The sequence below is a fragment of the Georgenia phoenicis genome (genome assembly GCF_047302425.1).
GTDB lineage: Bacteria > Actinomycetota > Actinomycetes > Actinomycetales > Actinomycetaceae > Oceanitalea.
In genome coordinates, this window is record NZ_CP154855.1 from 2,579,024 (window position 1) to 2,599,936 (window position 20,913).

The 20,913-nt window shown below is 70.3% G+C and carries 16 protein-coding genes, 1 rRNA gene and 1 pseudogene; 4 read left to right on the forward strand and 14 right to left on the reverse strand.

The window, feature by feature from the left end:
- Positions 1-246: 246 nt before the first annotated feature.
- The 12 genes from AA0005_RS12280 to AA0005_RS12335 all read right to left on the reverse strand — a co-directional run bounded on the left by AA0005_RS12280 (position 247) and on the right by AA0005_RS12335 (position 14,225).
- A 16S ribosomal RNA gene (locus AA0005_RS12280) occupies positions 247-1,772 on the reverse strand.
- 738 nt (positions 1,773-2,510) lie between these two features.
- Positions 2,511-3,779, reverse strand: coding sequence for a tyrosine--tRNA ligase (gene tyrS, locus AA0005_RS12285; RefSeq protein WP_413450459.1), 1,269 nt, complete (start codon positions 3,777-3,779; stop codon positions 2,511-2,513).
- A 64-nt stretch (positions 3,780-3,843) separates the two neighbouring features.
- The gene (locus AA0005_RS12290) at positions 3,844-4,476 is read right to left on the reverse strand and encodes a DNA-3-methyladenine glycosylase (protein WP_413450460.1); all 633 of its coding nucleotides are present in this window, start codon (positions 4,474-4,476) and stop codon (positions 3,844-3,846) included.
- Complete coding sequence (gene argH, locus AA0005_RS12295) at positions 4,476-5,897, reverse strand: argininosuccinate lyase (RefSeq protein WP_413450461.1); 1,422 nt, start codon at positions 5,895-5,897, stop codon at positions 4,476-4,478. The genes AA0005_RS12290 and argH overlap by 1 nt, the downstream gene beginning before the upstream one ends.
- Complete coding sequence (locus AA0005_RS12300; RefSeq protein WP_413450462.1) at positions 5,890-7,173, reverse strand: argininosuccinate synthase; 1,284 nt, start codon at positions 7,171-7,173, stop codon at positions 5,890-5,892. The genes argH and AA0005_RS12300 overlap by 8 nt, the downstream gene beginning before the upstream one ends.
- Positions 7,170-7,742 (reverse strand): arginine repressor, encoded by a 573-nt coding sequence (argR, locus tag AA0005_RS12305; RefSeq protein ID WP_413450463.1) that lies wholly within the window; start codon positions 7,740-7,742, stop codon positions 7,170-7,172. Before argR ends, AA0005_RS12300 begins: the two co-directional genes overlap by 4 nt.
- Positions 7,739-8,680, reverse strand: coding sequence for an ornithine carbamoyltransferase (gene argF, locus AA0005_RS12310; protein ID WP_413450464.1), 942 nt, complete (start codon positions 8,678-8,680; stop codon positions 7,739-7,741). The genes argR and argF overlap by 4 nt, the downstream gene beginning before the upstream one ends.
- On the reverse strand, positions 8,677-9,924 hold the full coding sequence (locus AA0005_RS12315; protein WP_413450465.1) for an acetylornithine transaminase: 1,248 nt from the start codon (positions 9,922-9,924) through the stop codon (positions 8,677-8,679). Before AA0005_RS12315 ends, argF begins: the two co-directional genes overlap by 4 nt.
- Entirely contained in the window at positions 9,921-10,847 is a 927-nt protein-coding gene (argB, locus tag AA0005_RS12320) for an acetylglutamate kinase (protein WP_413450466.1), read from the reverse strand. The genes AA0005_RS12315 and argB overlap by 4 nt, the downstream gene beginning before the upstream one ends.
- Positions 10,844-12,010, reverse strand: a complete 1,167-nt coding sequence (gene argJ, locus AA0005_RS12325; protein ID WP_413450467.1) for a bifunctional glutamate N-acetyltransferase/amino-acid acetyltransferase ArgJ — start codon at positions 12,008-12,010, stop codon at positions 10,844-10,846. Before argJ ends, argB begins: the two co-directional genes overlap by 4 nt.
- Positions 12,007-13,083 (reverse strand): N-acetyl-gamma-glutamyl-phosphate reductase, encoded by a 1,077-nt coding sequence (gene argC / locus AA0005_RS12330; RefSeq protein WP_413450468.1) that lies wholly within the window; start codon positions 13,081-13,083, stop codon positions 12,007-12,009. Before argC ends, argJ begins: the two co-directional genes overlap by 4 nt.
- Positions 13,084-13,244: 161 nt before the next feature.
- Entirely contained in the window at positions 13,245-14,225 is a 981-nt protein-coding gene (locus tag AA0005_RS12335) for an AAA family ATPase (RefSeq protein WP_413450469.1), read from the reverse strand.
- Positions 14,226-14,295: 70 nt separating this feature from the next.
- Between AA0005_RS12335 and AA0005_RS12340 the strand changes: the two genes are divergently transcribed.
- The 4 genes and pseudogenes from AA0005_RS12340 to AA0005_RS12355 all read left to right on the forward strand — a co-directional run.
- Entirely contained in the window at positions 14,296-14,619 is a 324-nt protein-coding gene (locus tag AA0005_RS12340) for a helix-turn-helix transcriptional regulator (RefSeq protein ID WP_413450470.1), read from the forward strand.
- Positions 14,616-16,085, forward strand: a complete 1,470-nt coding sequence (locus AA0005_RS12345; RefSeq protein ID WP_413450471.1) for a S8 family serine peptidase — start codon at positions 14,616-14,618, stop codon at positions 16,083-16,085. The genes AA0005_RS12340 and AA0005_RS12345 overlap by 4 nt, the downstream gene beginning before the upstream one ends.
- 119 nt (positions 16,086-16,204) lie before the next feature.
- A complete protein-coding gene (locus AA0005_RS12350; RefSeq protein ID WP_110854004.1) occupies positions 16,205-17,515 on the forward strand; it encodes an ISL3 family transposase in 1,311 nt (436 codons plus the stop codon).
- Positions 17,516-17,530: 15 nt separating this feature from the next.
- A pseudogene (locus tag AA0005_RS12355) lies at positions 17,531-18,487 on the forward strand (S8 family serine peptidase); the annotation flags it as partial.
- A 489-nt stretch (positions 18,488-18,976) separates the two neighbouring features.
- Here the strand turns inward: AA0005_RS12355 and AA0005_RS12360 are convergent.
- Positions 18,977-19,789 carry a sirohydrochlorin chelatase gene (locus AA0005_RS12360; RefSeq protein ID WP_413450472.1) on the reverse strand — a complete coding sequence of 271 codons (813 nt, stop codon included), beginning with the start codon at positions 19,787-19,789 and terminating at the stop codon, positions 18,977-18,979.
- Entirely contained in the window at positions 19,786-20,877 is a 1,092-nt protein-coding gene (locus AA0005_RS12365) for a uroporphyrinogen-III synthase (RefSeq protein ID WP_413453095.1), read from the reverse strand. Before AA0005_RS12365 ends, AA0005_RS12360 begins: the two co-directional genes overlap by 4 nt.
- Positions 20,878-20,913 lie beyond the last annotated feature (36 nt).

Genomic DNA, 20,913 nt, shown 5'->3' on the forward strand with positions numbered 1-20,913 from the left:
CCCACCGACCAACCCCGTCTCCCCAGCACACACAGTGCGAGAGCCGGCAGAAGGCGGCCACCAGAAGAAACACGCCCACCAGCCACAACCGTGGCCGGGTGCCTGTGTCCTCAGGACCCAACAGCATGCCAAGCATCGATGTTCCACCCATGAGCAACCACCAGGCACACGTGCGGCGCCTGCGTGGCCACCTGACACCACCGATGAACCCCGACGAAGCGGGCGATGATGTGGTGAGCTCCTTAGAAAGGAGGTGATCCAGCCGCACCTTCCGGTACGGCTACCTTGTTACGACTTCGTCCTAATCGCCAGTCCCACCTTCGACAGCTCCCTCCCACAAGGGGTTGGGCCACCGGCTTCGGGTGTTACCGACTTTCATGACGTGACGGGCGGTGTGTACAAGGCCCGAGAACGTATTCACCGCAGCGTTGCTGATCTGCGATTACTAGCGACTCCGACTTCATGGGGTCGAGTTGCAGACCCCAATCCGAACTGAGACCGGCTTTTTGGGATTCGCTCCACCTCGCGGTATCGCAGCCCTTTGTACCGGCCATTGTAGCATGCGTGAAGCCCAAGACATAAGGGGCATGATGATTTGACGTCATCCCCACCTTCCTCCGAGTTGACCCCGGCAGTCTCCTATGAGTCCCCACCATTACGTGCTGGCAACACAGGACAAGGGTTGCGCTCGTTGCGGGACTTAACCCAACATCTCACGACACGAGCTGACGACAACCATGCACCACCTGTACACCGACCTTACGGGGAGCACATCTCTGCACTTTTCCGGTGTATGTCAAGCCTTGGTAAGGTTCTTCGCGTTGCATCGAATTAATCCGCATGCTCCGCCGCTTGTGCGGGCCCCCGTCAATTCCTTTGAGTTTTAGCCTTGCGGCCGTACTCCCCAGGCGGGGCACTTAATGCGTTAGCTGCGGCACGGAACCCGTGGAATGGATCCCACACCTAGTGCCCAACGTTTACGGCATGGACTACCAGGGTATCTAATCCTGTTCGCTCCCCATGCTTTCGCTCCTCAGCGTCAGTAACGGCCCAGAGACCTGCCTTCGCCATCGGTGTTCCTCCTGATATCTGCGCATTCCACCGCTACACCAGGAATTCCAGTCTCCCCTACCGCACTCTAGTCTGCCCGTACCCACTGCAGGCGCAAGGTTAAGCCTTGCGTTTTCACAGCAGACGCGACAAACCGCCTACGAGCTCTTTACGCCCAATAATTCCGGACAACGCTTGCGCCCTACGTATTACCGCGGCTGCTGGCACGTAGTTAGCCGGCGCTTCTTCTGCAGGTACCGTCACTCCGAGGAGCTTCTTCCCTACTGAAAGAGGTTTACAACCCGAAGGCCGTCATCCCTCACGCGGCGTCGCTGCATCAGGCTTGCGCCCATTGTGCAATATTCCCCACTGCTGCCTCCCGTAGGAGTCTGGGCCGTGTCTCAGTCCCAGTGTGGCCGGTCACCCTCTCAGGCCGGCTACCCGTCGTCGCCTTGGTAGGCCATCACCCCACCAACAAGCTGATAGGCCGCGAGCCCATCCCCAACCGATAAATCTTTCCACACACACCCATGCGAATGCGTGTCATATCCGGTATTAGCCACGATTTCTCGAGGTTATCCCGAAGTCAGGGGCAGGTTACTCACGTGTTACTCACCCGTTCGCCACTAATCCACCCAGCAAGCTGGGCTTCATCGTTCGACTTGCATGTGTTAAGCACGCCGCCAGCGTTCGTCCTGAGCCAGGATCAAACTCTCCGTAAATGTCTATCGCCACCCCAAAAGGGGTAACAACCATACGAAGAAACACCCACCACCAAACAGTGGCGAGCGATCCAGGCAAACACCCACCCGCAGAAACGAGGAACCACGGGACGGGCATCAACCAAACAAACTAACGACCCCAGACACCAACCAGCCCCCACCAGACGGAGGGGACACAGCCGACGCCAGGACCATATTTGGCATCAAAAACTTGGCACACTGTTGAGTTCTCAAGAAACAGACACACACCGCCAGAACCCGAGCCATCAGACCCGAACCCCGGACCGGGGCAACCTCTTCAACTTACCCGACCGATCCCACCCCGTCAACTTCCGCCGACGTGATCCGAACCGCTCGACCTCCACAACCCGTGGGCGTGACACAGTCACTCGCTTCGGTGTGGACTCGCCATCCCCGGGACCGGCCGCCCAGCCTTCCGGCCTAGCGTCCGTGCCTCCCTGGGGGGCAACGAGGTGAAACACTACGGCGCCCGCGCCCGAGCGTCAAACGGCTTCGTCCGGGCCGTAGCGGACCGTCGAAAACGGCTTCTGACCTGCGACGATGGAGTCGCAGAGCGCCTCGATGCGGGACCTCGAGCCGGAAAAGTCGGCCTGTGCGGTCGTTCACACGGCGCGGCGTCGCCCTGCGTGCGCCGACATCGGCTAAAGGCGCGCGACCGGAGACGCCGGACGCCCGCCGGCCGAGGTGGCCGACGGGCGTCGTGTGGGAGGGGCGGGGTCAGGCCCCGGCCACCTCGGCGACAGCGAGGTTGCGGCGCCCCCGGCGCAGGAGCACCCACCGCCCCGCGAGCAGGTCCTCGGGCGCGAGGACGTGGTCCTCGTCGGTGAGCTTGACGTTGTTGAGGTAGGCCCCGCCCTCGGCGATGGTGCGACGGGCCGCCGACCGACCGTTGGCGAGCCCGGTCGCGACGAGCAGGTCGACGAGGTTGGACTCCCCCACCACCGCCTCACCACGCGGCAGCTCGGCCACGGCGTGCCCGAGGGTCTCGGGGTCGAGGTCCTGCAGCTCACCGCGGCCGAACAGCGCGCGGGAGGCCTTCTCGACCCGTTCGGTCGCCTCGGCACCGTGCACCAGTGTGGTCACGTCCTGCGCGAGCACCCGCTGCCCCTCGCGGGCCTGCGGCCGCTCGGCGACCGCGGTGGCGAGCTCGGCGATCTCCTCGCGGCTGCGGAAGGTGAAGATCTTGAGGAAGCGCTCGACGTCGCCGTCGTCGGTGTTGAGCCAGAACTGGTAGAAGGCGTACGGGCTCATCATGTCCGGGGCCAGCCACACCGCCCCGCCCTCGCTCTTGCCGAACTTCGTGCCGTCGGCCTTGGTGATGAGCGGTGTCGTCATCGCCTGGACGCCGGTGCCGTCGGCCTTGCGGATGAGCTCGACGCCGGAGAGCAGGTTGCCCCACTGGTCGTTGCCGCCGGTCTGCAGCGTGCAGCCGTAGCGCCGGTGCAGCTCGCGGAAGTCCATGCCCTGGAGGATCTGGTAGCTGAACTCGGTGAAGGAGATTCCCTCGTCGCTGGCCAGTCGCCGCGCGACGGTGTCCTTGGCGAGCATCGTGCCCAGCCGGTAGTGCTTGCCGATCTCCCGGAGGAAGTCGATCGCGCTCAGCCCGCTCGTCCAGTCGAGGTTGTTGACCATCCGGGCGGCGTTCTCGCCCTCGAAGTCGAGGAAGGGCTCGATCTGCCGGCGCAGCCGCTCGGTCCACTCGCCGACGACCTCCCGGTCGTTGAGCGTGCGCTCCCCCGACATCCGCGGGTCACCGATGAGGCCGGTCGCCCCGCCGACGAGCGCGATCGGCCGGTGGCCGGCGCGCTGAAGGTGGCGCAGGAGGATGAGCTGGACGAGGTGGCCGTGGTGGAGGCTCGGCGCCGTCGGATCGAAGCCGCAGTAGTAGGTGACCGGTCCCGCGGCGAGGGCGGCGCCGATGGCGTCGCGGTCGGTGGTCTGGGCGATGAGCCCGCGCCACTCCAGCTCGTCGAGGATGTCACTCACGTCTGCGTACCTTCCTGGTCGGTCGGGACCGCTCCGGTCCCGGGGACTAGTGTGCCCCGTCGGCTCAGCCGCCCGCGCCGTCGTCCGCGGCGGGTCGACGACGACGGCGCACGCCGGGCCGGTAGGTGGAGACGGTCGGTTCGCCGGGCAGCCAGAAGCGCCACGGGAACACCTCGCCGTCGCCGCCCGGGCCGGAGACCCCGACGCGGGGGCCGGTCGCCACCTCGCTCGCCGTCACCGCGGCGGGGGTGAGCTCAGCGCGACCGCCGGGCTCGATGACCACCCCGTTGTCCGCGCCGGCCAGGCCCAGGGCCTGGGCCATGCGGGCCGGGCCGCGGGCGAGGTCGACGTCCTTCTTGGCCGCCGGGCGGCGCGAGCGGGCGAGCTCGACGCCGTCGACCACCTCCCCCGCGCGCAGGAGCACGGCGCTCGCCCGGCCGTCCTCGCCGCACACGACGTTGGCGCACCAGTGCATGCCGTAGGTGAAGTACACGTACAGCCGCCCGGGCGGGCCGAACATCACCTCGGTGCGCGGGGTGAGCCCCCGGTAGGCGTGGGAGCCCGGGTCGTTGCCGCCGTCGTAGGCCTCGACCTCGGTGAGCCGGACGGTCACCGCTCCCGCGTCGTCACGCACCGTGAGGTGCGCGCCGAGCAGGAGCGGTGCCAGCTCCAGCGACCGGAGACCGAGGTCGAGCATCAGGCGCTCGTGCCGCCCGTCCACTCGCGCAGCTGGGCGAGCGCCGCCCGTGCCGACTCGAGCTGCTCGGCGACCCGGTCGGGGGCGGTGCCGCCGCGCCCGTTGCGCGAGGCGACGGAGCCCTCGACGCTGAGCACCGTGCGCACCTCGGGGGTGAGGTGCGGGGAGATCGCGGCGAGCTCGTCGTCGGTGAGGTCCCACAGCTCGGTGCCCGCGCTCTCGCAGGCCTGCACGCAGGCGCCGGCGATCTCGTGGGCGTCCCGGAAGGCGACGCCCTGGCGCACGAGCCACTCGGCGATGTCGGTGGCCAGCGAGAAGCCCTGGGGGGCAAGCTCGGCCATCCGCGCGGTGTCGAAGGTGAGCGTGGCGACCATGCCGGAGACCGCCGGGAGGAGCACCGAGAGGGTGTCGACGCCGTCGAAGACCGGCTCCTTGTCCTCCTGGAGGTCCCGGTTGTAGGCGAGCGGCAGCCCCTTGAGGGTGGCGAGCAGCCCGGTGAGGTCGCCGATGAGGCGCCCGGCCTTGCCGCGCGCGAGCTCGGCGACGTCGGGGTTCTTCTTCTGCGGCATGATCGAGGAGCCGGTGGAGAAGGCGTCGTCGAGACGGACGAAGCCGAACTCCTTGGTCGCCCACACGATGACGTCCTCGCTGATCCGCGAGAGGTTCACGCCCACCATGGCGACGACGAAGGCGAACTCCGCGACGACGTCGCGCGAGGCGGTGCCGTCGATCGAGTTCTCCACCGAGTCGGTGAAGCCGAGGTCGGCCGCGACCGCGCGCGGGTCCAGCCCGAGCGACGAGCCGGCCAGCGCACCCGAGCCGTAGGGCGAGATGCCCGCCCGGCGGTCCCAGTCGACCCAGCGCTGGACGTCGCGCAGCAGCGGCCAGGCGTGGGCGAGGAGGTGGTGGGCCAGCAGCACCGGCTGGGCGTGCTGGAGGTGGGTGCGACCGGGCATGACGGCGCCGGGGTGGGCGGCGGCCTGGTCGACGAGGGCGCCGACGACGTCGAGCACTCCCTCGGCCAGGAGCCGCGCCTGCTCGCGCAGGTAGGAGCGCACGAGCGTGGCGATCTGGTCGTTGCGCGAGCGCCCGGCACGCAGCTTGCCGCCCAGGGCGGGGCCGGCGCGCTCGATGAGACCGCGCTCGAGGGCGGTGTGGACGTCCTCGTCGTCGGGCTGGGGTGCGAAGGCCCCGGAGACGACGTCGGCCTCGAGCTGGTCCAGTGCCTGGATCATCCCGGCGAGCTCGGCGTCGTCGAGCAGGCCCGCCGTCGCCAGCGCCCGGGCGTGGGCCCGGGAGCCGGCGATGTCGTGGCGGGCCAGGCGCCAGTCGAACTGGGTTGAGCGGGACAGCTCGGTGAGCGCGTCGGCGGGGCCGCCGGCGAAGCGCCCGCCCCACAGGCTCAGCGGTGCGTCAGTCATCGGCTGCCTCCAGAGATCCGGTGCCGAGGTCCACGGCGTTGCCGAAGGCGGCGTCGCGGGCGGCGGCGAGCTTGGCGGTGAGGCCGTAGATCTCGATGAAGCCCTTGGCGTTGGACTGGTCGAAGGTGTCGCCCGAGTCGTAGGTGGCGAGGTTGAAGTCGTACAGGCTCGTGTCGCTGCGGCGGCCGGTGACGACGGCGCGGCCCCCGTGGAGGAGCAGGCGGATCTCACCGGTGACGTAGCGCTGCGTGTCGTCGATGAAGCTGTCGAGGGAGCGCTTGAGCGGGGAGAACCACTGGCCGTCGTAGACGAGCTCGGTCCAGCGCTGGTCCACGCCCTTCTTGAAGCGGGCCTGCTCGCGCTCGACGGTGACGTTCTCGAGCTCCTGGTGAGCGGTGATGAGCGCGATCGCGCCGGGCGCCTCGTAGACCTCGCGGGACTTGATGCCGACGAGGCGGTCCTCGACGATGTCGATGCGGCCCACGCCCTGGGCGCCGGCGCGGCGGTTGAGCTCCTGGATCGCCTGGAGCGGGGTGACGGGGACGCCGTCGATGGCGACGGGCACGCCCTCCTTGAAGGTGATGACGACCTCGTCGGGCACCGGCGGGAAGGCCGGGTCGTCGGTGTAGCTGTAGACGTCCTTGGTGGGCGCGTTCCAGATGTCCTCGAGGAAGCCGGTCTCGATCGCCCGGCCCCACACGTTCTGGTCGATGGAGAACGGGTTGTTCTTCGTCGTCTCGATCGGCAGGTTGTGGTTCTCGGCGTACGCGATGGCGACGTCGCGGGTGAGGGCGAGGTCGCGGACGGGAGCCAGGCACTTGAGGTCCGGGGCCAGGGAGGTGATGCCGACCTCGAAGCGGACCTGGTCGTTGCCCTTGCCGGTGCAGCCGTGGGCCACGGTCGTGGCGCCGAACTGGCGGGCGGCGCGGGCGAGGTGCTTGACGATGACCGGGCGGGACAGCGCCGAGACCACCGGGTAGCGGTCCTGGTAGAGCGCGTTGGCCTTGAGCGCCGGCATGCAGTACTCCTCGGCGAACTCGTCGCGGGCGTCGGCCACGTAGGCCTCCACCGCGCCGCAGTCGAGGGCTCGCTGACGGATGACGTCGAGGTCCTCCCCGCCCTGGCCGACGTCGACGGCGACGGCGATGACCTCGGCGCCCGTCTGCTCGCCGATCCAGCCGATGGCCACCGAGGTGTCCAGCCCGCCGGAGTAGGCGAGTACCACCCGCTCCTTGCCGGAGGTCGGGGTGGGCGCGGAGGTGGTGCTGTCACTCATGCGTGGTCTCTTTCCATGGATGGTGCGGGAGTACGGTCGGCCGCCGTGCGGGCCGGTGCGGGGGTGGTCGAGGCCGCGAGGGCGAGGAGCCGGTCGGCGAGCTCGGCGCCGACCTCCTCGTCGCGGGCGATGACGAGGACGGTGTCGTCCCCGGCGATGGTGCCAATGACGCCGGGCAGGACCGCGGTGTCGACGGCGGAGGCGAGCAGCTGTGCGGCGCCGGCTGGGGTGCGCAGCACAACGAGGGCGCCGGAGCGGTCCGCCGAGACGAGGAGCTCGCTGCACCAGCGGGCCAGCCGGGCGGCGCCGTGCCCCTGCTCGGGGGCGACCGGCGGGGCCATCGCCCCGGCCGCGCCCTCCTGCGGGAGGGCGTAGACCTGGCGGCCGTCGGGCAGGGTGATCTTCCCGGCGCGCAGCTCGACGAGGTCGCGCGAGAGCGTCGCCTGGGTCACCTGCACGCCGTGGGAGGCGAGCTGGGCGCTGAGCTCGCTCTGGGAGGAGATGCGCTCGTGGGTGAGCAGCCGCGCGATGAGCGCGTGGCGTGCCGGGCGGGTGACGGGGATGCTCACGGCGTCGCCCCGAGGAGGTGGACGAGGACGGCCTTCTGCGCGTGCCGGCGGTTCTCCGCCTCGTCCCAGATGACCGAGCGGGGCCCGTCGACGACGTCGGCCGTCGCCTCCATGCCCCGGTAGACGGGCAGGCAGTGGAGGAAGATCGCGTCGTCGCCGCGTGTCATGAGGCGCTCGTCGACCCGGTAGGGGACGAAGGGCGACTCTCGCTCCCCCGCCTCGCCCTCCTGGCCCATGGAGACCCACGTGTCGGTGGCGACGGCGGTGACGCCGTCGACGGCCTCGTCGGCGTCGGTGGTGACGAGCACGCTGCCGCCGGTCTCGGCCGCGATGGCGCGTGCGCGCTCGACGACGGCGGGGTCGGGCGCGTAGTCGGCCGGTGCCGCGACCCGTACGTCCATGCCGGCGGTGACGCCGCCGAGGAGGTAGGAGTGGGCCATGTTGTTCGCGCCGTCGCCGAGGTAGGCGAGGGAGCGGCCGGCCAGGGCGGGGCCGTCGGTGGCGAGGCCGCCGCGGTGCTCGGCGACCGTCTGGAGGTCGGCGAGGATCTGGCAGGGGTGGAACTCGTCGGTCAGCGCGTTGACGACGGGCACGGCGCTGACGGAGGCGGCGCGGTCGAGCGCCGACTGGCCGAAGGTGCGCCACACGATGGCGGCGACGTGCCGGTCGAGCACGCGCACGGTGTCCTCGACCGACTCCCCGCGGCCCACCTGGGTGGACGCGGAGTCGAGGACGAGCGGGAACCCGCCGAGCTCGGTGATGCCGACGGAGAAGGAGACCCGGGTGCGGGTGGAGGCCTTGTCGAAGAGGACGGCGACGGAGCGGCCCTCGAACGGGCGCGGCGCCACCGTGCCGGCCTTGAGGTCCAGCGCGAGCTGGAGGACGGAGCGCTGGGCGTCGACCGAGAGGTCGTCGTCACGCAGGAAATGGGCGGTCATGCGGCACCTCCGGCGGCGTCGAGGACGGCGGGCAGGTCGGCGAGGAAGCCGGCGGCCTGCTCGTGGCTGAGGATGAACGGCGGGGCGAGGCGGATCGCGTCGGGGGCGACCGGGTTGACGATGTAGCCGGCCGCCAGCGCGGCCTGGGCCACCTGCGGCGCGACGGCCTCGGTGAGCATGACCGCGAGGAGCAGGCCCTCGCCGCGGACGCCGGCGACGAGCGGGTGGCCGAGCGCCTCGACGCCCTCGCTCAGCTGGCGGCCGCGCTCGGTGACCGCGGTGAGCAGCCCGTCGCGCTCGATGACGTGCATCGTCGCGAGCGCGGCGGCCGAGGCGACCGGGTTGCCGCCGAAGGTGCTGCCGTGCTGGCCGGGGCCGAGCAGGGTGGCGGCGTGCTCCCCGAGGGCGACGACGGCGCCGATCGGCAGGCCGCCCGCGAGCCCCTTGGCGAGAACGACGACGTCGGGCACGACCCCGCCGCCGACGTGGTCGTGGTGGTGGGCCATCCACCGCCCGGTGCGGCCCATGCCGGTCTGCACCTCGTCGAGGATGAGGAGCGCGCCGTGCCGGGAGGTGAGCTCGCGGGCCGCGGCGAGGTAGCCGGGAGGCAGGGGACGCACGCCCGCCTCCCCCTGGAGCGGCTCGAGGACGAGGGCGGCGACGTCGTCGTCCATGGCGGCGGCGAGGGCGTCGACGTCACCGAAGGGGACGTGCTCGACGCCGCCGGGAAGCGGCATGAACGGCTCGCGGTAGGCGGCCTTGTGGGTGAGCGAGAGCGCGCCCATGGTCCGGCCGTGGAAGGCGCCCTCGAGGGCGAGGATGCGCGGGCGGGCGCCCTCGCCGTGGCGGCGGGCCAGCTTGAAGGCGGCCTCCATCGCCTCGGTGCCGGAGTTGGCGAGGAATACGCGCGAGCCGGCCGGGGCGCCGCCGGGCGAGACGACCTCCAGCAGCCGCTCGGCGAGGTGCACCTGGGTGGGGGTGGCGAAGAAGTTCGACACGTGGCCCAGGGTCCCCAGCTGCGCGGAGACGGCGGAGACGAGGGTGGGGTGGGCGTGGCCCAGGGAGTTGACCGCGATGCCGGCGAGGAGGTCGAGGTAGCGGCCGCCGTCGGCGTCCCACACCCACGCGCCCTCCCCGCGCACGAGGACGCGCTGGGGGGGGCCGAAGGTGTTCATGAGCGCGCCGGTGTAGCGCTCGGCCCACACGGCGGCCGGCTGCTGGGTCTCGGGGACGATCTCGCTCACGGTGCCTCCGGGTGGGTGGAGTGGACGGCCCAGTCGGGCAGGACGAGGGTGCCCACGCCCTCGTCGGTGAAGATCTCCAGGAGCATCGAGTGCGGCTGGCGGCCGTCGACGATGTGCGCCTGCGGGACGCCGCCCTGGACGGCGCGCAGGCAGGCCTCCATCTTGGGGACCATGCCGGACTCGAGGTCCGGGAGCATGAGCGCGAGCTCGCTGGCGGCGATGCGCCGCACGATCGAGCCGCGGTCGGGCCACGAGCGGTACAGGCCCTCGACGTCGGTGAGGACGACGAGCTTGCGGGCGCCGAGCGCGACGGCGAGCGCCGCGGCGGCGGTGTCGGCGTTGACGTTGAGGACCTGGGAGGGGTCGGTGACGTCGGGGGCGATCGTCGAGATCACCGGGATGCGGCCGGCGGCGAGGAGGTCCTCGACGGCGGAGGGGTGGACCTCGACGACGTCACCGACGAGCCCGACGTCGACCGGCTCGCCGTCGACGACGGCGGTGCGGCGCTCGGCGCGCAGCAGGCCGCCGTCCTCGCCGGAGATGCCGACGGCGTGGGCGGTGTCCACGTTGAGGAGGGAGACGAGGTCGCGCTGCACCTGGCCGGTGAGGACCATCCGCACGACGGCCATCGCCTCGGGCGTGGTGACGCGCAGGCCGCCGCGGAACTCCGAGGCGATCTCGAGGCGGTCGAGCATCGCGGAGATCTGCGGCCCGCCACCGTGGACGACGACCGGCTGCATGCCGACCTGGTGGAGGAAGAGGACGTCCGCGGCGAAGGCGCGCTGGAGGTTCTCGTCGACCATCGCGTTGCCGCCGTACTTGATGACGACGCGGGTGCCGGCGAAGCGGCGCAGCCAGGGCAGGGCCTGGAGGAGGACCTCGGCCTTCTGGTCCGGGCGCAGGCTGTCGGGGAGCTCGGTCATGTCGAGTAGGCGCTGTTCTCGTGGACGTAGTCGTGGGTGAGGTCGTTGGTCCACACGGTGACGGGCGGGGCGTCCCCGGCGTGGAGGGCGATCTCGACGTGGACCTCCCGGTTGGCGGCGAGGTCGACGAGGGAGCGGTCCTCCCCCACGCCCCCGGCCCGGCACACCTGGACGCCGTTGATGGTGACGTCGAGGAGCAGCGGGTCGTAGGGGGCGACGTCCTCGGGGACGGTGCCGGCGGCGGCGATGATGCGGCCCCAGTTCGGGTCGTTGCCGAACATCGCGGCCTTGAAGAGGTTGGAGCGGGTGACGGCGCGGGCGACGGCGAGCGCCGCCGTCTCGTCCGTCGCACCGGTCACGGTGACCGCGACGTCGTGGCTCGCGCCCTCGGCGTCGGCGATGAGCTGGCGCGCCAGCTGCTGGGCGGCGCTGGTGAGCGCCTCCTGGAAGGCGGCCGGCTCGGGGCGGACGCCGCTGGCGCCGGAGGCGAGGAGGATGACGGTGTCGTTCGTCGACATCGCGCCGTCGGAGTCGACGCGGTCGAAGCTCAGCCGAGTGGCCTCGCGGAGCATGGCGTCGGCCTGGGCAGCGTCGAGCTCGGCGTCGGTGGTGAGGACGCAGAGCATGGTCGCGAGCGCCGGGGCGAGCATGCCCGCGCCCTTGACCATGCCGCCCACCGACCAGCCCTCGCCGGCGACGTCGACGGTCTTGGCGATGGTGTCGGTCGTCATGATCGCCTCGGCGGCGTCGGTGCCGCCGTCCGCGGAGAGCGCCGCCGCGGCGGCGTCGATCCCGGCGGTGAGGGCGGGCATGTCGAGCCGCTCGCCGATGAGACCGGTGGAGCAGACGAGGACGTCCCCGCTGGAGACGCCGAGCCGCTCGGCGACGTGCTCGGCCGTGGCGTGGGTGTCGGCGAAGCCCTCGGGGCCGGTGCACGCGTTGGCGCCGCCGGAGTTGAGGACGACGGCGCGGGCGATCCCGTCCCCGACGGCGGTGCGCGACCATACGACCGGGGCGGCGACGACGCGGTTGGTCGTGAAGACGGCGGCGGCGACGGCGGCGGGGCCGTCGTTGACGACGAGCGCGACGTCCTTGCCGCCGGAGCTCTTGAGGCCGGCGGCGACGCCGGCGGCCCGGAAGCCCTGGGGGACGGTGACGCTCACGGGGCGACTCCCACGGTGGTGAGGCCGAGCTGCTCGGGCAGCCCGAGCGCGAGGTTCATGGACTGGACGGCGGCACCGGCGGTGCCCTTGACGAGGTTGTCGATCGCGCAGACGGCGACGACGCGGCCGGCGCGCTCGTCGACGGTCACCTGGACGTGGGCGGTGTTGGCACCGAGGGTGGCCGCCGTGGTGGGCCACTGGCCCTCGGGCAGGAGGCGGACGAAGGTCTCCCCCGCGTAGGCGTCCTCCCACGCGGACCGGACCTGCGCCGTCGTCGTGCCCGGCGTGAGCGGGGCGGTGACGGTGGCGAGGATGCCGCGGGCCATGGGCACGAGGGTGGGGGTGAAGGAGAGGCGCACGTCGGCGGCGCCGGCGCGGCGCAGGTTCTGCTCGATCTCGGGCACGTGGCGGTGGGTGCCGCCGACGGCGTAGGGCGTCGCGGTGCCCATCCCCTCGGAAGCGAGCAGGTGCGGCTTGAGCGACTTGCCCGCCCCGGAGTAGCCGTTGGCGAGGACGGCGACGACGTCGCTCGGGTCGACGACGCCGGCGCTGACGCCCGGCTGGAGGGCGAGGGTGACGGCGGTGACGTTGCAGCCGGGCACGGCCACGGTGCGGGCCTCGCGCAGGATCTGGCGCTGGGCGGCGGCGGTGCCGCTCTCCCCCGCGTGGCGCAGCTCGGGCATGCCGTAGGGCCAGGCGCCGGCGAAGGTGCCGCCGTAGAACTGGTCCCAGTCGGCGACGTGCTCGAGGCGGTGGTCGGCGCCGCAGTCGAGGAGCAGCGGGGTGGGGCCGTCGAGGGCGGCGAGCGCGTCGGTCAGCTCACCGGACGCGCCGTGCGGGAGGGCGAGGACGACGACGTCGTGCCCGGCCAGGCGCGTGGGGTCTGTGGGCTCGATGAGACGGTCGGCGAGCGGCAGGAGGTGGGGCTGGTGCTGCCCGAGGAGGTCGCCGGCACTGGCGTTGGCGGTGAGCGCGCCGATCTCGACCTCGGGGTGCGCGAGGAGCAGGCGCAGGACCTCGCCTCCCGCGTACCCACTGGCCCCGGCCACGGCTACAGATACAGTCACCCGCATAACTATACACAAGAGTGAATGACGCAACTAGCTCCCCGGGCACCGACGCGCCGGTGGCTAGAGCCGAGAGCGGCTCCGTACCTTCAAGCGCGACGAGCCTGTGTGTGCGCGGCCCGAGCGCGCCCACTTGCTCTTGCGGAGAGCGATCGAACGAGCCCGCGTTACGCCAAGCTGGCTCGCGTGGGGACGCGCGCTTGGCGCTCGACGAGTCTCTTGGAGATCGACTCGCGTGTTGGCTTGGCCTGACCACTCAGGATGGCGTCCTTATGGGCATCATCGAGCGCAGCCTTGATGTCGGCGAAGGTGAGACCGGAAGCGTCGGCCACCTGGGCCTCCGTCGGCTTCATTCGCCACCGGCGCAGCAGGCGGCTAAGCAGTTCTCGACGCTGCGCGTCCGTCGGCGCGGGCAGTTCGAGCACATCATCGAACCGGCGGAAGAGCGCAGCATCAAGTTCATGGCCGGTGTTCGTCGCGGCGATCAACACACTGTCACTGTTGTCAGCGTCAAGAAGTTGAAGGAAGGTGGTGACGACTCGCTTGACCTCCCCGACTTCGCTGTCGTCAAGGCGAGTTCGCCCGAGAGCGTCGAACTCGTCGAAGAGATACACGCCGCGGAGGCGGGCCGCCTCAGCGAATATGTCTCCTAAGGTGCCACCTGTCTCACCAAGGTACTTACTGAAAACGACCTCCAGACGGACGCGGATCAGCGGCAACCTGAGTTCGCCAGCTAGCGCCGCTGCCGTCATCGTCTTGCCGCAGCCCGGCGGACCATGAAGCAGAAGTCGACGGCGTGGCTTGAGTCCGTGGTCGGCGAGCGCCTGTGCTTGCCGCTGTTCCACGACGTATCGCTCGAGGGAGTCGCGCGTCGGCGGAGTCAGTACCAAGTCCGCGAGCTCCGTGTCGCTGTAGCCGACAGAGAGGATCTGCTCAAGGTTGCGCGGCGCCCGCGCCAACGGAGTGGCTCGCGCCGACGTGTCGGGCCGCGTGCCTTCGATACGCAATTCCCGCAGGCGCTCCGCGAGGCGTCCGTGACCAGCGCGCGACTCGGCGGCGATCACTTGGTTGAGGAGGTTAGAGAACCGTCGGTCGTCACCGCTGTAGTGCGCGCGGACCAACTCGGTCAAGTACTCGGCGTTCGCCATGGTTCACCTCCTCCAGGGTACTCTACGTCCCCTCGCATGATGGATATTATTTTACCACTAGACTGGTCGGATGCATCGACGCGGTAGGCCGACTCGCGAGGCGCGTTCGCGCGAGGATCTGGCGCGTTCAGTTGTGGCCAGACTGAGAGAGGCCCGCGAGGACGCGGGCTTGACTCGGACGCGACTGGCGGACTTGAGCGGGGTCTCCCGACACACGCTCGCAAAGATTGAGCAGGCTGCAGTCACCGATCCGGGATTCACAGTCGTCGCTGCGATTGCGGGCGCGCTTGAACTCCAACTGGACGACCTGCTGCGTCGCGCGAGGGATGCGTCCGAGGACAGTGGGCGTGTCAGCCCCGGGTCGCCCAGTTCGGCAGACAGAATCGGGGGGTGATCGTCAGCGACCTACCTCTGCTTGCCTTACGCCAAGCAAAACGTGAGCAGTTCGTCACACGACGGTCCGCTCGCTCTCCCGAGGTGCCTCATCGCGATCGGCGTCAGCAAGCGGCCATAGTTCTCGCCCAGATCGACGCCGTCACCCAGCAGATCGCGGAAGTTCGCCACGAGCGGCCAGACACCGAGACCTCAGCCATCGTGACTGCGGTAGGGCCAGGGCTCGGAGACCCGATGGTGTCGCGTAAGTTGGTCAGCTCGAGTTCCGGCAGCGAACTGCTGGTCAGCGACGACGGACGCGTGACATTTAGGGTCACCGACAACCTTGGCGGGTTGCGGAAAAAGGTGCTCGCCTACGCCGCGGAGGACACCGCGAAAGGCAATCCGCGCTTTCGAGACCCCATCGCGCGCATCGACGAAGTGACCTTGGCATCGATTGCTGACCTAAGTCTCGGCGAGATCCGCAACGACGTCCCTGACGACGACCTAGTCTGGGTTGAAATCTGGACCCGCGGCGGTGCGCGACTTAGCTCCGAGGAGCAGCGGTCGATCGATGCGGCGGTCATGGCCTTCGCGTCCTTGACAGAGAATCGCGCCGCTGCGGTTCCTGTCTTTAGAGGGCCAGAACGAGACGTGCACGTTCTGCAAGCGAGCGGGGCCGCGCTGAAGGCGCTGCCGGCGCTCCTCCCAGACGCAGCCGAGGTGCACCTTGCGCCGACCGTCTTTCCGATCGTCCTCGCCGAAGCGCAGGACGCCGCAGGCGAGTTGGCGGAGGTGGATCCCCCGCCGGAGGGCGCGATCGTCGTCGCGGTCCACGACAGCGGTATCGACTCAACCCATCCCTATATCAGCCCTATTCTCGTGGGCGCAGGCAGTGTCGTGCCCGGCGTTCTCGGCTCAGCCGACACTGATGGCCACGGAACTCAAATGGCAGGTGTCGTTGCATACTCGGCGCTCGCCGACGGCATCTCGGGCGGAATCCTCCACGCTGACGCATGGCTCGTCGCGATGCGGCTCCTCGAAACGGCGGCTGATGCTGGAGGGGACCCCGAGCGGGGGGTCCTATGGGCCGAGCGGACCGCCGAATCTGTGGACGTCGCCGAGAGCCTTTCAGGTGACCGTCCGGTCGTGCACAACATCAGCATCGGCGCGGACATCCCGGCCGTTGGGAAGACCGATCGCACCTCGTGGTCGGTCGCGGCCGACGTGCTCGCCTGGAACGGTGGTCGCGGACGGCTTCTGGTCGTCGCCAGTGGTAACGCCGACACCATGACCGACCCTGCTGACTATCCGTACGTCAACCTCGGGCCGCCGCACCTCCAGCAGCCCGGCCAGGCATGGAATGTCCTTACCGTCGGCGGGTACACCGCGCTTGAAACCCTGACAGCGGAAGACGCCGCGATGGGGTACCCGACGCCCTTGGCGGCGGCCGGTCAGCTGAGTCCTCATAGGGCTCTTCCGGAATGAGGGTGTAGAGGCGGTGTCGGCCGGGCGCCCAGCGCGAAGTGGCGTGTCGGGGGCCGGGTAGGGGTCGAGGTCTTCCGATGATGGGGGTTCCTACGCCAACCCATCGGGAAGACCTCGACGTGTCTGACGCTACCTTCGCTCGCCCTGACCTGACCACGTTCGCACGCCTGGACGAGCTCGGCCTCGAAGTCATCGGGCAGCGGCTCGAGCCGGATCGCGCGGTCCTGGCATGCCGAGTCGTGGAGCCCGATGAGTGGTGCCGGCGCTGCGGCTGCGAGGGCGTCGCGCGTGACACCGTCACCCGTGAGCTCGCGCACGAGCCGCTGGGTTGGCGGCCCACGACGCTGCTGCTCACCGTGCGCCGCTACCGGTGCACCGGGTGCGGACATGTCTGGCGCCAAGACACCGGTGCGGCGGCCGAGCCGCGAGCCAAGCTCTCGCGCCGGGCTCTGCGGTGGGCGCTGGAGGGCATCGTGTGCCAGCACCTGAGCGTGGCCCGCATCGCCGAGGCGTTGGCGGTCTCGTGGGACACCGCCAACGCCGCGGTGCTGGCCGAAGGGCGCCGAGTCCTGATCGAGGACCCGACCCGGTTCGACGGCGTGAGGGCTATCGGTGTCGACGAACACGTGTGGCGCCACACCCGCCGCGGGGACAAGTACGTCACCGTCATCATCGACCTCACCGGCATCCGCGACGGGACCGGCCCCTCCCGGCTGCTCGACATGGTTGAGGGCCGCTCCAAGCAGGCGTTCAAGACTTGGCTCGCCGACCGCCCGCAGGCCTGGCGCGACGGCGTCGAAGTCGTCGCGATGGACGGCTTCACCGGGTTCAAGACGGCGACCGTCGAAGAGCTACCTGAAGCCGTCGCGGTCATGGACCCCTTCCACGTCGTCCGCCTGGCCGGGGACGCTCTGGACCAGTGCCGCCGCCGCGTCCAGCAAGACATCCATGGCCACCGCGGCCGCAAAGGCGACCCGCTCTACGCCGCCCGCCGCACCCTGCACACCGGCGCCGACCTGCTCACCCAGAAGCAGACCACGCGGATCGAGGCGCTGTTCACCGGTGAGGACCACGTCCAAGTAGAGGTCACCTGGGCCGTCTACCAGCGCATGATCTCCGCCTACCGCGAGCCCGACCGGGCCAAAGCACGTGACCTGATGACCCGCCTGATCGACTCCCTGAGCGGCGGTGTCCCGGCGCCCATGACCGAGCTCCGCACCCTCGGCCGCACGCTCAAGCGTCGCGCCGCCGACGTCCTGGCCTACTTCGATCGCCCCGGCACGTCCAACGGCCCCACCGAAGCCATGAACGGACGCCTCGAGCACCTACGCGGGTCCGCCCTCGGCTTCCGCAATCTCACGAACTACATCGCCCGATCACTCCTCGAGGTCGGCGGATTCAGACCTCGACTACACCCTGGATTCGGATGAGCCCCTCATAGCCGCACAGCCGCCGTCGCGAACAGTCCGATCAAGCCAGACATCGTGATGGAGGCTGGCAATACCGCCCCTGGCGGCGGTCTGGAGAACCCCGATGCCCAAGGTCTTAGCATTCTGACGCTCCGGTCAACCGGTGGAGGGTCGGGAAACCTTCTGCGGAGGACTTACAAGACGAGTCCTGCTGCGGCGGCTGCATCGAACGCCCTTGCCCAGATCGCGTCAGCGCACCCTTCCCTCTCGCCCGCGACGTGGCGAGCCTTGCTTGTGCACACCGCTAGATGGCCCGACGCCGCCGTCGCCCAGTTCCCCGATCAGCGCGATCTATTGCGCTCGTTCGGGTATGGCGTTCCGAAGGTCGAGCACGCAATGGCGAGTGCGTCGAATCGACCTGTCATGATTTACGAAGGCGCCCTGAAGCCAAGTCAGCGCACAGGTACGAAGCCCGACCGACGGGCCGACTTCATCGAGATCCCATTTCCCGAAGATGAACTGCACGCGATCGGCGAATCCGATGTCGAACTCGCCGTGACTCTCTCGTACTTCGCGGAGCCGACCGACAACCTGACGCGACGGGCGTATGCGGGAGGACGCCTCCGATGGGACCTCCAAGGCCCGACTGAAACGGCCGACGGATTTCGCGCTCGCATCAACCGCGTCGTTCACGATCAAGGGATCACTCCTGGATCCGGCTCCTATCCGTGGAGGATCCCAGCTGACGTGCGTTCTCGCGGCACGCTTCAGCACGACCACACATCTGTGCCTGCCGCCGACATCGCCGGCAGCCGACTCCTTGCCGTCTATCCCGTGCTCGGCTGGTGGGAAGACGCACGGGAGTTGTATGGCAAAGATCTGCCCTACTCTGTGGTCGTCAGTGTGGACCTCGGTGAAGCCGATCTCGACGTCCACACGCTCATAGCCGCGGCCCTGCTTCCTGTCGCAGTTCCGGTTCGCCATTCGCGCTGATCCGATGCGTTGCAGCGGACGCGCCTGCGGCGTCGGAGAGGGTTCGATGGTTGTCCGGTTTGGCTTACTTTACAAAGGGCCGCGAAGTTCTGAGACCTCGACGCGCGTCTCTTTGGCAGAGACTGCCGCAGGAGCGACCGCGCCGGCCGTTGAGGAAGCCTCAACGGCCACGCCCGCTAAAGACCTGCCCCAGCCCACGCTCGTGCTCGTGCTCGTGCTCGTGCTCGTGCTCGTGCTCGTGCTCGTGCTCGTGCTCGTGCTCGTGCTCGTGCTCGTGCTCGTGCTCGTGGGACGGTCCCTTGAAACTCGTCCAGCGATCGGTCAGCGCAGCTGTCCGAACGCTCGTGTTGGCCTCGAACAAGCGGGCACGCGGTCGGCACGGCGATCACGGCACCCATGCGTTCGGTGCGCGCAGTAGCGGCCGGCAACGGCCCGCGTTGTACTGGATCGCTCAGTTGCCCGACAACTTGAGTAGCCGACGCGGTGCGCTCACTTTCCCGCAGCGAGGGCGGCGGCTGCGGCGTCGTAGCGGTCGAGCACGATTGAGGTGAGCCGGGGGTCCGCGCCCAGGGGTGCCGTGACGACGTTGGCGCCGGCCTCCAGCACACGGTCGTAGAAGTACCCCGGCGCGAGCAGGTACGCGGCGACCACGACCCGGGGCGCGGCCGCGTCCCCGTCCCGCTGCTCCGGGCGCGCCGCGCCGGCGAGGGCGGCACGCGCTGCGGTGACGGCGTCGGGCACCGAGGGTTGTGCCTTGGCGCCGTAACCCACAGTGACCGGCCCCGGGTGCCGCTTGCGGAGCCCGGCGGCGACCTTCTCGACGTCGCGGGCGGCGCCGCTGCGGCTCGACCCGGCGGCGGCGACCACAACGGCGTCGTGCGGTCGCACCCCGGCCTCCTCGAGTCGGTGCGCGAGGAGGTCGACGAGGCGATGGTCAGGCCCAAGCGCCGGGGTGGCCACCGCCCGGCTGGCAGGTCCGTCACGGTCCGCGACCGCCGCGGCGATGTCCACCTCGACGTGGTACCCGCCCGAGAGCAGCAGCGGCACGACCACCGCACCCCCCGAGCCCCTGTCCGACGTCACCACCGAGGTCACGACGTCCGCCACCTCGGGCTGCTGCACGTCCACGAAGGCCTCCCGCACGTCCAACCCGGGACGCGCCGCGCGGACGTCGTCGAGGATGCTGCGGACGACCTGCCGGCCGGTGGGGTCGTTGGTGCCGTGCGAGCACCCGATGAGCACGGGGGCGCTTCCCGGCCGTGAGCGCTCGGGTGCAGGCGCGGCCGCGATGTGGGTGGTCATGTGAGCTCCAGTCGGTAGCCGCGCTTGACGACGGTCCGCACGAGGTCGCGCCGTCCGGCCGCCTCCCGCAGGCGGGCGACGGCGACCTCCGCGGCGTGGGGGTCGCTGGACTCCCCGGGCAGAGCAGCGAGCAGCTCGTCGCGAGTGACGACCTCACCGTGCCGCGAGGCGAGGAGCCGGAGCACCTCGAGAGAGCTCGGCGAGAGCGGGAGGACGACGCCGTCGAGCACGGCGACGCGCGAGCGGATCTGTAGCGGCCCCGCGACGGTCGCGAGCGCCACGGTCTCGGCGTGCTCGTAGTGGGCGACGAGGCTGCGGACGAGGGCGCCGAGGCGTCCCCGGTCGGGCTGCAGCGGCGTGACGCCGCGCCGCTCCAGCGGCCGCGCGGTCACCGGACCGACTGCTGCAGCGACCATCGCGCCGTCGCGGAAGCGGGCGAGGACCGCGTCACCGACACCGTGGGCCTCGGCGGCGCTGAGCCACGCCTCGGCGCCGGGCGCGGACGTGAAGACGACGGCGTCGATCTCGCCGGCCGCCGCGGACAGCACCGAGGTGTGCAGCGCATCGGGGTCCGGCGGAGGGCCCCAGCGGTACACGACGAGGGCGGCGACCTCGGCCCCGGCCTCGGTCAGCGCGGCGTCGAGCCCGTCGGCGCCGGCCCCGTGGTGCTGGACCGCGATCCGCAGGCCCCGTACGCCCTCCCCGAGGAGAAGGTCGGCGATCTCGGCAGAGCTCTCCGACTCCGCCACCCAGTCCGCCGTGAGGCCGGCCGCCTGGATCGCTCCCCTGGCCTTGGGACCGCGGGCGACAATCCGTGCCCCCGCCAGGACCTGGACCAACGCATCCGCGATCCCGTGGGCGTCCGCGGCCTCGACCCAGGCCCGGAAGCCGATCCCCGTCGTCACGACCACGGTGTCGGGCGGGCGGGCGATGAGCTCCCGCGTGGCGGCGAGGAGCCGGTCGTCGTCGACGTGGGGAATCATGCTCAGGGCCGGGGCGTGCCGGACCTCGGCGCCGCGGCGGGCGAGCGCGGCCGCCAGCTCCTCCTTGCGCCGGTCGGCCGTGACGAGGACGGTGCAGCCGGCCATGACCTGCCGCAGCGCGTGCTCCGCGGCGAGGGGCGC

What these genes read in the sequence shown, in the direction of transcription:
- AA0005_RS12290 (WP_413450460.1), bottom strand. Translation starts at nt 4,476, where the DNA reads ATGCTCGACCTCGGTCTCCGGTCGCTGGAGCTGGCACCGCTCCTGCTC.
- argH (WP_413450461.1), bottom strand. Translation starts at nt 5,897, where the DNA reads ATGACTGACGCACCGCTGAGCCTGTGGGGCGGGCGCTTCGCCGGCGGC.
- AA0005_RS12300 (WP_413450462.1), bottom strand. Translation starts at nt 7,173, where the DNA reads ATGAGTGACAGCACCACCTCCGCGCCCACCCCGACCTCCGGCAAGGAG.
- argF (WP_413450464.1), bottom strand. Translation starts at nt 8,680, where the DNA reads ATGACCGCCCATTTCCTGCGTGACGACGACCTCTCGGTCGACGCCCAG.
- argB (WP_413450466.1), bottom strand. Translation starts at nt 10,847, where the DNA reads ATGACCGAGCTCCCCGACAGCCTGCGCCCGGACCAGAAGGCCGAGGTC.
- argC (WP_413450468.1), bottom strand. Translation starts at nt 13,083, where the DNA reads ATGCGGGTGACTGTATCTGTAGCCGTGGCCGGGGCCAGTGGGTACGCG.
- AA0005_RS12335 (WP_413450469.1), bottom strand. Translation starts at nt 14,225, where the DNA reads ATGGCGAACGCCGAGTACTTGACCGAGTTGGTCCGCGCGCACTACAGC.
- AA0005_RS12340 (WP_413450470.1), top strand. Translation starts at nt 14,296, where the DNA reads ATGCATCGACGCGGTAGGCCGACTCGCGAGGCGCGTTCGCGCGAGGAT.
- AA0005_RS12360 (WP_413450472.1), bottom strand. Translation starts at nt 19,789, where the DNA reads ATGACCACCCACATCGCGGCCGCGCCTGCACCCGAGCGCTCACGGCCG.
- AA0005_RS12365 (WP_413453095.1), bottom strand. Translation starts at nt 20,877, where the DNA reads ATGGCCGGCTGCACCGTCCTCGTCACGGCCGACCGGCGCAAGGAGGAG.